Here is a 14,313-nt window from a genome sequence, read left to right as displayed (position 1 = left end):
TTATAGGATGTTAGCACAACTTTTTTTAACACAGAAAACTACCCAAATTTAATTGGATAGTTTTCAGCATTTAAATATTCTATTTTAGCTAAACCCTAAAATTATTCTCTTGGAACAAGTGGTATAAATTTCAAATCGTCAAAATAAATTATTTGAGTTCCTGTGACTCCTACATTGGTAGCCTCATCTACTTTTAAATCGAAGCGAACTCCAGAATCTATGGAGTTTTCAAGCACAATTTCTTGACTAATTTCAATCCACTTACCTCGTTCTACACTATTTGCTTCACTAACATCCCAGTTCGTTTCTTTTTTTTTATCGCCCCCTTTTGGATCGACAATGGTGGTAAAAGATTGCATGGTGTTTCCCGTTTCTAAAAACACTTTATAAGAAACAAAATAAGTTCCACTAGGCACTCCATTAGGTACAGAAAAATTTGATCCTTGTAATGTAACTGTCGAAATACCTTCTGAAGAATAACGCATACTCGCATTTCCTGAAAACAATTTATCGGTAACTCTAGAAAAAACGGGTGCAACTTCTGTTCCGTTTGTTTTTCCTACAAAATAACCTTCGGCATTGGCTTTTTTCCAATTTGTAGCTTCCAATTCATAACCGGCCCATGAATCAATCAGTACCGTATTTCCTAAAGCCACACTTATTGGTAAAGGACCAAAATCAGCAAGAACCCTTGCATCGACTGAGGTAATATTTCCTCCTGTAAAAGACAAGTCTATTTTATCAGTATTAAAAATTGGACTTGCCAATGTTAACTCAATAATCGTTGCATCTTCACTATTAATCGCCACAGATTCTACGGCAATAGCTTCATCAAAACCAGCACTATTATTGGTTACATGCACTTTAAATTTATCTGCTTGTCCAAACACAGCATCCACTTCACCTGTAACCGCAAATGAAATAACTCCATCCGCATCCATCGTTACCTTTCCATTAATTACAAATGGTTTGTTAGAAGGATTTACTTTTATAATCACTGGAAGTGGTTTTTCCACTGTTTTAGAAGGTTGTTTTCTTACCGACGCTAGGCTTACGGTATATTCACCAAATTTATTATACAAAACAGCTAAGGTATCTTTTCCTCCAGTTTCTGGTTTTGCCCCTTCTAACACCCACTTACTACCGCTTGGTCTACCTTCCGTAGAAGCATCCACAAAAACCAATTCATCACCAGCTTCAATATTTAATACCGGCCAAGATGCTTTATTAGCTAAAGATGGATTTTCCGTATCCTCCATTACAAAAACTTCTACTTCATTGAAAAGTATTTTTGCTGCCGGATTCGTATCTGCATAGACATCAACACTAAAGGTTTGATGCACCACCCAAAGATCTTTTTCAACGGAATAAACCCCTGTATTTACAGAGTCTCTAAATGTATTTTCGAGTTTTACCTCATATTGTCCGCCTTCTGGAAAATAAACATTCACCAATTTATCAGTAGATTCTCCTCTATTACCGATGATATAATCTGTGTATATAGAATCGCCTTCTGTAAAATCTTTGCTTAAAAATTTTGTTGATGTTGGCGTAATCCATTTATGAGAAACAGCATTTCTAGACAAGTCGAAAAAGGCAATAAACTCTTTTTGATTTACTATTTTATCAAATTCTGTTTGATCTCCAGCATCTTCGGTGGTTGTCAACCAAAAACTAGAATAATCGTTGTAAGGCAATTCATACTCGTTACCGCCGCAGCCTATAGCTAAAAGGAATAAGCAAAAATAAACCGATTTATACATTGTATTTTTCATTTTTTCAATATTTTAATTCGTTGCATTTCTATTGTTTAACGACTCCACGGTAGGCAATGGCAAATAAGCATGCTTGTCTTCATCATACACCCGTGCCGCTTCTGCATACTCCATATCTACTATCGTTACATCTTCTGGCGCCACACTTCCTGGAACTGTTTTTGTAATAAAACTTGCACTTCGAGTTGCGGTTCCTCCTTCTTCATTTGTGTATTGATACGGAATCAAATAAAACACAGCTGCATCCAATTCCATATAACGTTGCTTTACATTGCCCCATCTTTGTAGGTCTATATTCCTCATAGAAAAGCCTTCAACCGAAGTTTCTAATGGTTTCTCATAATTTCTATAGCGTTCTCTTAAGCTTTCTTGCGTATAAGCTACTTCGTCAAAATCATGACTCGATCCATCAGAAAGTCCTAGCCACCTTAATCCCCAACGTGCTCTTACGGTATTAATCAAAGCAAGTGCTCCACTTAAATCTCCAGTTTCTATCAAGCATTCTGCCTGCATCATATATACATGGCCTAAACGGTACAGCGTAAAGTTTTTTGCTGATTTCAAAGAGGTTAATGCAATATTTGATTCATGATCGGTGTAATCATGATTGGTAAAATGTTTGAAAAAAGAAAATCGCAAAGCTCCAAATGATTCTTTGATAGGAGCTGAAGGTGCCAAATAGTAAGGTGTATCTTCATCATTTACAACGGCCATCATGGCAGATGTTCTAAAAGATGCCTTTCGCAATCTTGTACCCCCGCTTCCATTACTTACATAATTTCTAGGGTCTTGAGTATCCAAAGCATCGGTCACATAAGCTTCTGTTAACCAAGCCGAAGGAACCGTATGATTTGCTGTACCTCCACCTGTTGAAGTTGCAGAAGTATACCTTGCTAATCGGTTAAAGAAACTTTCTTCGTCGAAATTATTATCTTCAACTTGTAGCTCTCCATAATTAATTTCAAAAATAGACTCTGAATTAAAACCACCTGCTCTGGTAAACATCAAGGTATAATCTTTGACCAATTCATACCCATAAGCTGAATTATGAATCACATCCTCAAAATAAACTTTTGCTTCCTCATATTTCCCTTCATACAAATAACTAGTTCCTAGCAAAGTGGCAGCAGTTCCTGCATCTACTCTTGATTTTTCTTCTGCTTGCGCTGGTAAATTTTTATAGGCATACTCGAAGTCAGCTCTAAAAAAATCTTTTACTTCTTGGGGTGTAGAAAGGGGTTTATTAAAATCTGCTGTAGATCTAGGTACTTTATTTCGAATGATTACACTTCCTTTGTTAAAAACAGAATGGGCAAAAAAATGTCCAAGACCTCTTAAAAACCTTGCTTGTCCCATTTGATTTTTCCAGACTTCTTCATTAAGTCCCGTTTTAAATTCAGCATCCAAACCTTCTAATCCTTCAATTACCTGATTTGCTCTCCAAATAATCTGATAAATAGACTCCCATCTTTTACCTATATTTTTAGTATTTGCATCAAATGATTGTCGGTAAAATGAATTGGTAGGTATTCTATTTCTATCTTTTAAAAAACCCATGTCTGAACGCAACATTTCATCTGAAACGCTGTATACAAATTCATCTTGCAAGGCCCCATACGCAGCTGTCAAACCCGTATTGGTCTTCGTTAAATCCGACCAAAAAGCAACTTCTGTAATTTCATTCGGATTGTCTTCTTCTAAAAAATTCACACAAGACTGTAATAAGCTAATGCTACTAAATAATGTCATTAAACATATAAAATTTTTCATATTCTCTTAATTTTATTAAAATGAAACCTTTATTCCCATAGAATACAAAGCCGATGTAGGATACCTATCTAAATCGATTCCTCGTTTCTGTACATTTCCTCCTATTTCAGGTTCAAAACCGCTATATTTTGTAAACGTTAGTAAGTTTTGCCCTGTAGCGTATACTCGTAAACTACTCAAACCAATAGCTGTGCAAACTTGTTTTGGCAAATTATAGCCTAGGGTTACCAATTTTAATCGTAAATAATCTCCATCTTCTAACCAATAATCTGTTGTTCCAATAAAATTTGCATCTGCTTTATCTTCCCAAGATGGAATGTTTGAATTTGGGTTATCTGGTGTCCATTGACTGATTTGATCTTGATGTCTACCACGCACATAAGCTTCTCTTTTTTGAGCATTGATAATTTCTGATCCTAAAGTAGAATACCAATTCATAGATAAATCCCAATTCGCATACATCCAGCTGTAGTTAAAACCAATTTCATAACCTGGAAGGCCGCTTCCTGAATAAACTCTGTCGTCTTCCGTAATGTCTCCATCTTTATTGGTATCTACTAATTTGATGTCTCCCATTTTAGCAGTACTTGTAAATGCTGAAAATTGTTGGTATTCTGCTAATTCCTCAGTATCATTGATAATCCCCGCTGTTTTGTACAACCAAAAAGAACCCGCTTCACGTCCAACACTTAATACTGTTGTCGGGTTTCCTCCAATGTTAGACCCTGAATTGTAAATCAAATCTGTATCTCCAAACATTTTGGTGACTTCATTTTTATTTGTTGCAAAAGTCAGCCCTACATTTATTTTGCTTTTACCAATATTGTATCTATATTTTGTTGCCAATTCAAATCCTTCATTGCTCATATTACCAACATTCAGTACTAACGAGCTATCATAAACAGCTCCTGCAGACCCAGGCAAACGCACTGGAAATAACATGTCTTCTTTATTTGTTTTGTAATAATCTGCTGAGACCGTTAACTTATTTCTAAAGAAGCCCATATCTATCCCTATATTTGTCTGAATAGACGTCTCCCATTTGACATCCGCATTGGAATAGGATTTTACAATGGCTCCAAACGACTCCACAGAATCCGTCGTATCAAAAATATAATCAGACCCTTGTGCCAAGGTACTTTGATATTCATAATCAGAAAAACTATCGTTTCCTACTTTTCCATAACTGGCACGCACTCTCATATTGTTTACAGTTCCTTTAATAGAATCCCAAAACGCTTCATCAGAAACATTCCATCCGGCAGAAACTGTTGGAAACACTCCCCATCTATAATCTGAACCAAATCGAGAAGAACCATCATATCTAGCCAAAGCCGAGAACAAATATTTCCCTTTGTAATTGTATTGAATTCTACCCATGGTTCCCACTGTATTTTTAGTGAGGTTGATTCCTGAACTTCCACTAAAAGCTTGCGGATTGATAGTACCACCATTGATTACTTTGATTTCATTGTTGGCAACTCCTTGTCGAGATGCTTCAAAAGATTCTTTAGATTGCGACTCTATCGATAAAGAAGTTGTTGCATTAAAATTATGATCTCCTATCGATTTTTTATAATTCAAAATTAAATCTACACTCGATTTTATAGATCGAATAGCTTCTGCAGAAACAGAACTTTTTGTAGGATCATCGTCTATAGAGTTGTCGGTAATATCTATGATTTTTGTTGACGGATTGAAATTATTATTGATATCTGTTCTAATCGCAGCACCCCCTCTAGCTGTTACAGAAAAATTTTCTCCAAAATTTCTTCTAATACTTAAACTAGCATTGGTACGCTCACTTGTTCCTGTATTGTCTCCTCTAATTGAACTTAACAATCTATTTAAAGGTGTAGTCACAGATCCGTTTCCGTTAGAATAAGCTACATCAGAATCTGGATTTACTTTGGGAAATAGTGGTGAATAAAAGGCTGCATTTTGAAACAATGCCGTTGAAATTTTTGTTTGTTTTTGTGTAGACATGGCAATACTTGAACTAATACTCCAATTATCAGAATTGTAGGTCGTAGAGATACGCCCGTTGTATTTTTTAAAACCAGAATTAATAATAACACCTTCCTGATTTAAATAACCAGCTACCGCATTGTAGCTAAAATCCTTATTACCCCCTGTAATATTCAATACATGCGTATCCGTAGCAGCATTTGGACGTACTACATAATCTGTAAATGAATTGTCGTTATTTAACCACTTCGATTGTGTTAGCTCTGTTAAAACGCCATCATTATAATACCTACCTGCAATATTAAAATACAATTGGTCTTCCGCATTCATAAGCGGCAAACCTTTATTTAATCGTTGAATACCATAGGTAGTGGTATAGGTTACTTGCATTTTACCATCTTTTCCACGTTTGGTGGTAATTAAAATTACCCCCGCTGCTCCTCTAGCTCCGTAAACGGCTGTAGAACCTGCATCTTTTAAAACATCAATGGTTTCAATTTCGGTAGGACTTATTCCTGGATTTCCAACTTGAGGAATACCATCGACAACATACAAAGGTTCATTACTACCTTGTAATGACGTGATTCCTCTAATTAAAATACTGGATTCATCACCCGGCTGCCCAGAAGTAGATGTTACCGAAACCCCTGCTATTTGACCTTGCAATGCCGAACCTAAATCTGCCGTAATAAAATTCTCAATTTCTTCCGACTTTACCTGTGCAACAGCACCTGTAACTTCTTTCTTTTTTTGAGTTCCATATCCAATAACAACCACTTCTTCTAAGCTCTCTAAAAGGGCTGTCATTATTACATTGTGTTTGGTTCCAGAAACCTTCACTGACATCTCTTGCATCCCTACATAAGAAAATGTCAATACATCGCCTACTTTTGCTTTGATGGTATACATTCCGTCAAAATCGGTTACCACTCCTTTGTTGGTGTTTTTAATTACAACAGATAAACCAGGAACGGGCATACCGTCTTCACTATTGGTTACCACACCACTTACCGCTATTTTTTGTGCCTGTATTTGCGTTGCAAAACACAAGAAAAAACACAAACACAGATAGACTGTCGTCTTCCTATTTTTTTTATTTCTTAATAGTTTTTTTAAATTCATTTCATTTAGATTAATTTAGTTATTGGTCTTTACTAGTTCTCTGAAAGTTTCTTTTTTTTGGTTTGCTACATTGGTTTTAGTTTAAGCTTTTAATAAATACGTCTTCTAACAGCCTTTTCATAGCTCCTTACTTTACAACAACCGATTTTCGAAATTCTACTAGAAATTGCTGTTTCGTAAAAAAAGAGAGTGTCCTTTGGCGGTACTTGTCAAAGATTCAACTATTATAATTCTATGGTGTATTTTGTAGATTTAATGAGGTCTCTCTGAGTACGACATGGTTTACAGCCATTGAATTTATTGACAAAATCAAACGAAAGCAAATAGTGAACAATTGAAAAAAAACGATACTTAAGAAACGAATTCCGAATTTTGTTGCAATTATTAGTCTATTTTCAGGAAAAAAAACTTGTGGAAATCCCCATTCATTTCATCAAAAAAAAATCCACAAAAAAAAGGTAAACCGTTTGCTTTTTTTACAAATGGTTTACCTTTTTAGGATACAATAGTAGGAATCAGTTATTCGTCAAATCTTCATTTTAATCTGATTTTTCAATGCTTGTTTATACAAATACGTTTGTTTTTTTATAACTTATTTTATAACTAAAAGTTTTTTGTGCGCCAGTAATTTTCTCGAAACTAAGTCATACACATTTATAAAGTAGGTTCCCGACGGAATTCCTTGCGTGTTCATTTTTAGCAGTCCGTTTTCTAAAACTTTCTTTTTTAAGTGAACTATTTTTCGCCCAAGCAGATCTAATATTTCTATTTCTACAACACTAAAGGAGAGCGCCTTACTTTTAATAGTCAACTCTGTGCTAACGGGATTGGGATAGATGCTCATTTCATTTACCGTTTCCATGTTTTTGGTAAACAAACCTTCACAAGTTTTGCTTGAAGTAACTTCTAACAAATCACCAGCCTGAACTTTCACCTTAAAATTTTCTTGCAAAGTTTTGAATAAGGTGTTCCCATTTAAAAAAACTTGATAAGGGGGTGTTCCTGAATTTATAACCACAGAAGCCTTTCCTGAATTTACAATTGCTTTCGCTGAAATTGTTTGTGCCTTTGGAATTATTGCACTAAAACAATTTTCATCGGACAATTCTGAGGTCGAAATACACAATTCATAACTGTTTGGTTCCAAATTTTCAATGACAATTTCATCTGTAAAACTGTAAGCGACACCCTTTAAATCTAGTTGATACGCTCTTTTGGTTTTTGCCTTAATTTCAATTTTACCATTGTTTTGGTTTGGACAAGTTTCTCCAATTACTTTAATTAGAAAATGATCATTTTCAATTTCTTCATCCACAATCCTCGATCTAAACACACTTCCATCCAATCCATCTTCAACGCTATAATCAGCTGTAGAAACGCCTTTATCAGAAATCCATTCTGCTTTCGGATTTCCATCTTCATCTGAACGCCCTACTAACCAATAATCTATTTCATTCCAATTACTCCCGGGCCTATCATCTGCTTCGGTAACAATCGGTTTGTTGTAATTGTTTGGAAATCCTGCTAAACTCACATTTTCAATTCCTACGGTATAAGTGGTTACCCCATAACTTACAGCGCTTACCGAAGGACCGTCAAAAAACTTCCCATAAATCCATACTTTAATGGCATCGTAATAATCTCTATTCGGAATTGCCAAAAAAGAACCGCCTCCTTTGAACTGAGCTTCTACACCAAAAATTGAATGAATATTTTTTATAGAAGAATCGTTGGCAAAATAACCCGGCGTTTGATCTGGCGAACCTTCTTTTACAGCACCATCTCCAATACCAACCGCCACCGTACAACTAATAGTTGTCAAACCATCTACCGTAACCGTTCCACATTTAGCTGAATGCGGTGCCATTAGCAGTGCCATTCTTCCGTTTTCACAAATAATATTTTTTGCTGTGATGTCGAATACGCCTACATGTGTAATATTGGCCCCGACTTCCAACCTAAGCGTAACACCTCCTAAAGAATACAAGTTTTCAAAATGAACCGATTGCGCACCATGACATTGCACCAAGCCATAACCAGGATTGCCTTTATAATGACATAGATTGCGAAGAATTCCATCGGTTGGCCTAGATACTTCCCAGGTAGAAATATCCCCTTTTTCTTTTGTCAGACTCAAGATAATACCACAATAGGTAGAATAGTTATCTTTTACTATCATATTTTCAATAAGGAAATTTTTAACCATTCTGGCAATAATTGCCCGTTGCTTCTCCTTATAAAGACGCGTATGATAATCTACTATAAATTTTCCTCCAAATCCGCGAATACTCACATTTTCAATATATCCCTGCCCTTTTCCTGTTTCTGTATCCAAATTAAAAACCGTACCACTATCTTCTGGAGGAATAATAACGGTTTCCCCTTCTATTAAAATATGAATATTGGATTGCAAGCGAATTCCATAAAAATTATAAACTCCTTTTGGAATGATAATTCTTCCTCCACCCAATGCACTTAGGTCATTAATAGCATCTACTAATTTCTGACTTTGATTTGTGCTCGCATTGTCATCCACCAAACCATAATCGTCTTTTAGGTTTTTATACACCCCTTCGGAATCCATAGTTTCTGTGTACTGCGCATTTACATGCATTAGTTTGAATACACATAGAAACAGTAGTAACTTTAAAAAATGAGGTTTGCTTTTCATTTAATAAGGATTCTTATCTATACAAGATTCTACACTATAATCTTCAATAATTCCCCCTTTATCCGACAACCATTTATCACCTTGATGTTTCGCTAACCAGGATTTTTTTTCATCCCAACCCTTTCCTTTTCTCACATCAGCAGGTGTAAGAATTGGTTTGTCTTTAAAATATGGAAAACCTTCTGTTGTAACATTTGTAAGTGTCACATTGTACGTTTCATTACGTTTAGAGACTGCACTTATAGAAGGTCCATCAAAAAATTTCCCGTTTTCAGCACGCCATGCTCTAAAGCTATCATAATAATTATTATTTGGTAAGGATAAAAGAGACTGATCAGATCTTGACTGTGCATTTGTTCCAAAAATAGCATGCACATTTTTTATAGATGATTTGTTATCAAAATACCCTGGTGTTTGATCTGGTGCATTCTTTTTAACATGTCCATCACTCATACCAATTGCATAAGTTGAGCTAATTGTCGTCACACCATCTATAGTCACCACGCCAGATTTAGCAGAATGAGGTCCCATTAAAACGGCCATTCTACCGTTTTCATTGATTATATTTTTAGCGGTCAGGTCATAAACCCCCACATGCAATAAGTCAGCCCCAACTTCTAATCGCAACGTAACGCCTCCTAAAGAATATAAATTTTCGAAATGTATAGATTGTGCGCCATGACATTGTACCAAACCATAACCTGGATTGGCTCTAAAGTGACAAATATTACGAAGTATACCATCCGTTGGACGTGAAACTTCCCATTTAGAGATATCTTCCATGGTTTTAGTAAGTGTGAAAATGATACCACAGTGCGTAGAATAATTATCTTTTACAATCATGTTTTCAATCATAAAATTCTTCACCATTCTGGCTACAATAGCACGTTGTTTATCTTTGTATAAAAGGGTATGATAATCTACAATAAACTTACCGCCAACCCCTCTTACACTTGTGTTTTCAATATAACCTTGTCCTTTACCTGTTTTGGTATCAAATGTAAATACTGAATTTCCTTTCGGTTTTATCACCGTTCCTGCATCTATTAGTATATGTACATTCGACTTTAATTTAATCCCTGATAAATTGTAAGTCCCTTTTGGAATGATAATTCGTCCTCCTCCTTTTTTATGTATAAAATCAATTGCCTTTGTTAATTTTTCACTTTGGTTGGTTGCCGCATTGTCATCTACCAAACCATAATCTTTTTTTAGATTTTTGCTTAAGCCCTTTGGGTTCATCGTTTCTTTGTACTGTGCATGTACATTATTTATCGTACACAAAAGAATCATTACAAGAAGATTCACTACATAATTTGTTTTTTTCATTTTGTTTTAATTGAAAGATTTAGCTTTTGTTATTTGTTAAACAGAATCAATGTCTTTTTTTAAAAACAATAAATACCTGTTATCGATTTGCATATTGTTATAATGTGATTTTTTGCGCTTTTTTGATTTCAGCAAAAAAATCTATTTACACAACACTTTTTAATTTATGTTCTATTCATATGGGTTTTTAGTGATCCAGTTTTCAACACTATAATCAGACACAATGACTCCTTTGTCTGTTTTCCACTGCGGACCTTGATGCCCCTTCACCCATTTGTTTTTTTCTTGTTGCCAATTTTTTATTGTTGTATCATTATCGGTAAGAATAGGTTTGTCATTAAAATATGTAAAGCCTTCCATCGTTATATTTTCTACTTTTACCTTATAAGTTGTTGTTCGAACTTTAACTGCTGCGATTGAAGGTGCACTTAAAAACTTCCCTTTGTACCAAATTTTAACGAGATCGTAATATGCGTCATTGGCTGCAAACGAAAAATAATTTCCTTTAAACAGTCCCTCTGTACCAAAAATAGCACGTATATTTTTCACATAAGAATCATTACCAAAATACCCTGGAGTTTGATCTGGAGCACCATGTTTAACATGCCCATCTGTAATTATTACAGCGAAACCGCAGCCTATTGAGGTTACCCCATCTATTTTAACAGTACCGAATTTTGCTGAATGAGGCCCCATTAATACAGCAACTCCACCTTTTTCACACACAATATTTTTAGCCGTAATATCAAAAACACCAACGTGCAATATATTAGCACCAACTTCTAATCTTAATGCGATGCCTCCTAAAGAATATAGATTTTCAAAATGAACAGACTGTGCGCCATGACATTGTACCAAACCATAACCAGGATTCGCTCTAAAATGATTGATATTCCGAATAATGCCATTTGTAGGACGCGAAACTTCCCAATCTGAAATGTCTTCATTCGTTTTTGTTAAGGTTAGAATTATGCCGCAATAAGTAGAGTAATTGTCTTTTACAATCATATTCTCAATCAAAAAATTCTTGACCATTCTGGCCATAATTCCTCGTTGTTTTTCTCCATATTTACGCGTGTGATAATCGATAATAAATTTTCCTCCAACGCCACGTATACTAACATTTTCAATATAAGCTTGTCCTTTACCCGTTTTCGAATCCAAACTAAAAACCAATCCACTATTTTTTGATGGTTTTATAACAGTACCCGCATCAATTAGTAAGTGTACGTTTGATTTTAATCTAATTCCAAATAATTGATAGGTCCCTTTTGGAATCTCAATTATCCCTCCTCCTCTCTTTCTATTTACTGCATCAATTGCTTTTAAAAGTTTTTGACTCTGATCTTCTGAAGCATTATCATCAACTAAACCATAATCATTCTTCAAATTCACACGGAATCCATTTGGATCCAACGTTTCTTTATATTGCGCATTTATTGTTGTAAAAAACAATAACACTAAAGTTGTACTCCAAAATTTATTCGTTTTTAAAATCATTCTAATTTTTATTTTTATAAGTATCGCAGATATGGACTGCTATCGATCGTTAATTCTTGACATTTCCTTTTGAAACTTTAATTATGGTGAATAGGCAACCAAACACTCATATTTCCTACGCCACGGTTACTCCATGCGTAATAAGGGATAAATTGAATTTTTAAACTTTCCCAAGTAGGAGCAACGAACTCACTGTACATTTCTTTTGAATTCGACTTACGAATTTTTACTTCACTTTCAATAGTACTAAGTCCGCCTAATAAATTGGGTTTATAGCGAACCTCAAATTTGGAATTTGGTTGAATGTAAGTATCTAAAACCTTACGATTTGAGCCTAAATCGGCAGATTCTAAACAATATACTACAGGACCTCTTTTAACAGCCAATTGATTTCTAACTTCCTCTATATATTGATTTCCTTCTATTAATTTAACATCCATTGGAAATTCAATATTGATAAGATCTCCTTTGTTCCATTTTTTATGAATGCTCAAATATTCACCAGAAACCACCCTTTGAGCTACTGGTTTTCCATTTACAGTAACTTTGGTTTTAGTTGCCCACCCCGGAATTCTAAGTAATACATCAAACGCTTGCTTTTTACTTTTTTCAATTGTTAATTTCACATTTCCTTTCCAAGGATATGCTGATTTTTGTACGATTTTTAAGGTTGAACCATCTAACATTTTAGTATTTAATTCATTTCCACCATATAAATTAACCGCAACACCATTTTTTGTTAAACTGTAAGCCCATCCTGATAATTTAGCAATGGTTCTAACAAGGTTTGGAGGACAACAAAAACATTTTATGTAGGGAACTCTAGTACCAAACTCAACATTATTATCAATCTCACTTTTATCATGTCTGCGTAATGGGTTTGTGTAAAAATAATTTTTCCCATCAACACTAATTCCAGACAAAGCACTATTGTACAAGACCAACTCCATTACATATGTGTGTTTAGCATCTCCTGTTATTCCTAACATTCGATAATTAAACATAGCATTACAGATATTGGCACAAGTTTCATTGTATGCATTATCATTATGCATCATATACTCATTAATAAAAGCTTCGTGTACCAAATCATTATGAGAAGATGCTCCGTGATGTGTCTGTCCTAAGGCTCCCGTAACATACATTTTTTTATTGGTCACATTATCCCAAATCCTATCAAGGGATATAAGGATTGCTTTTTCGCCTGTTTCGGCATACAAATCGGCAGCACCCGCATATAAATACATTCCCAATACAGCATGCCCTTCTGCTGTTTTTTGATTTCTAAAAGGAATACGATCTTGATTCATATCTCCTGAAAAATTAGGGCTTGTACCACGTGTAATTTCCTTTCTAGTTCCTTTTTTATCAATAAATATTTGCGCTAATTCTAAATACCTCTTGTCCTTTGTCGTTCTATATAATTCTATCAAACCCGTTATTTGAGTCGGGTTGAAACCAAACCTCATCAATTCATCCGTTTGAGGCTGAAATGTTTTGTATAAAAAATCTGCATGTTTTATAGCTATCTCTAAAAAATTACTCTTTCCTGTAATTCTATAATGAATACATGCACTTGTTAATAAATGACCACTATTATACAATTCATGCTGTCTTGTATTAGAATAACGTTCTATATCTTTTAACATCGTTGAAGTAGAAATATAGCCATCTTTGGCTTGCGCTTTTCCTATAATTGTAATAATCTCATCCAGTTCTTCAATTAATTTAGGATTTTTATTTTGAGCATATAAATAAGACATTGCTTCCATCCATTTGTAAAAATCTCCATCGTGCCAATTGGTTCCAAAGTGTTTTCCTTCTTTAATTCCAGCTACAATTTTAAAATTATTTAAAGCTCCTCCTATATCTCCTTTTAAAATAGTTCCCATATTAGGAACCATTACTTCTTCTGCTACTTTAAACTTTTCTGCCCAAAATCCTTCTGTCCATTTACAATCTTTTATATCAATACTTTTAAATTTTATATGGGGACTGTTTGCATTATTTATAATTCCTTTTTCTTGAGAATGCAAGATTAAAGACATGAATACTATTAATACAAATATTATTTTTCTCATATTTAATTCCTCTTTTTTATGATGCTCCTAACAACCACATCCTTTAGTTATAACTTCCAGTTAACCAATACAATTAAACAACTCTTCATCAAAACGT

The 14,313-nt window shown here is 34.6% G+C and carries 7 protein-coding genes; all 7 read right to left on the bottom strand.

Features of this window, described 5'->3' with window-relative positions:
* Positions 1-101: 101 nt before the first annotated feature.
* Positions 102-1,775: a hypothetical protein gene (locus FGM02_RS12340; RefSeq protein ID WP_139958684.1), complete on the bottom strand. Its 1,674-nt coding sequence runs from the start codon at positions 1,773-1,775 to the stop codon at positions 102-104.
* A 12-nt stretch (positions 1,776-1,787) separates the two neighbouring features.
* Positions 1,788-3,545, bottom strand: coding sequence for a RagB/SusD family nutrient uptake outer membrane protein (locus FGM02_RS12335; RefSeq protein WP_139958683.1), 1,758 nt, complete (start codon positions 3,543-3,545; stop codon positions 1,788-1,790).
* A 15-nt stretch (positions 3,546-3,560) separates the two neighbouring features.
* A complete protein-coding gene (locus FGM02_RS12330) occupies positions 3,561-6,635 on the bottom strand; it encodes a SusC/RagA family TonB-linked outer membrane protein (RefSeq protein WP_139958682.1) in 3,075 nt (1,024 codons plus the stop codon).
* 592 nt (positions 6,636-7,227) lie between these two features.
* Positions 7,228-9,306 carry a T9SS type A sorting domain-containing protein gene (locus FGM02_RS12325; RefSeq protein WP_139958681.1) on the bottom strand — a complete coding sequence of 693 codons (2,079 nt, stop codon included), beginning with the start codon at positions 9,304-9,306 and terminating at the stop codon, positions 7,228-7,230.
* Positions 9,307-10,635 carry a hypothetical protein gene (locus tag FGM02_RS12320; protein WP_139958680.1) on the bottom strand — a complete coding sequence of 443 codons (1,329 nt, stop codon included), beginning with the start codon at positions 10,633-10,635 and terminating at the stop codon, positions 9,307-9,309.
* Between the two features lie 171 nt (positions 10,636-10,806).
* Positions 10,807-12,135 (bottom strand): glycosyl hydrolase family 28-related protein, encoded by a 1,329-nt coding sequence (locus FGM02_RS12315; RefSeq protein WP_139958679.1) that lies wholly within the window; start codon positions 12,133-12,135, stop codon positions 10,807-10,809.
* 77 nt (positions 12,136-12,212) lie between these two features.
* Positions 12,213-14,216: a glycoside hydrolase family 127 protein gene (locus FGM02_RS12310; RefSeq protein ID WP_139958678.1), complete on the bottom strand. Its 2,004-nt coding sequence runs from the start codon at positions 14,214-14,216 to the stop codon at positions 12,213-12,215.
* Between the last annotated feature and the right edge of the window lie 97 nt (positions 14,217-14,313).

This window comes from Flavicella sediminum (assembly GCF_006381105.1).
GTDB lineage: Bacteria > Bacteroidota > Bacteroidia > Flavobacteriales > Flavobacteriaceae > Flavicella > Flavicella sediminum.
This window is presented reverse-complemented; position numbering and strand designations above follow the sequence as displayed.

Bases quoted from the DNA above. Each gene is read 5' to 3' on its own strand.
- FGM02_RS12340 (WP_139958684.1), bottom strand. From the start codon at position 1,775: ATGAAAAATACAATGTATAAATCGGTTTATTTTTGCTTATTCCTTTTA.
- FGM02_RS12335 (WP_139958683.1), bottom strand. From the start codon at position 3,545: ATGAAAAATTTTATATGTTTAATGACATTATTTAGTAGCATTAGCTTA.
- FGM02_RS12330 (WP_139958682.1), bottom strand. From the start codon at position 6,635: ATGAATTTAAAAAAACTATTAAGAAATAAAAAAAATAGGAAGACGACA.
- FGM02_RS12325 (WP_139958681.1), bottom strand. From the start codon at position 9,306: ATGAAAAGCAAACCTCATTTTTTAAAGTTACTACTGTTTCTATGTGTA.
- FGM02_RS12320 (WP_139958680.1), bottom strand. From the start codon at position 10,635: ATGAAAAAAACAAATTATGTAGTGAATCTTCTTGTAATGATTCTTTTG.
- FGM02_RS12315 (WP_139958679.1), bottom strand. From the start codon at position 12,135: ATGATTTTAAAAACGAATAAATTTTGGAGTACAACTTTAGTGTTATTG.
- FGM02_RS12310 (WP_139958678.1), bottom strand. From the start codon at position 14,216: ATGAGAAAAATAATATTTGTATTAATAGTATTCATGTCTTTAATCTTG.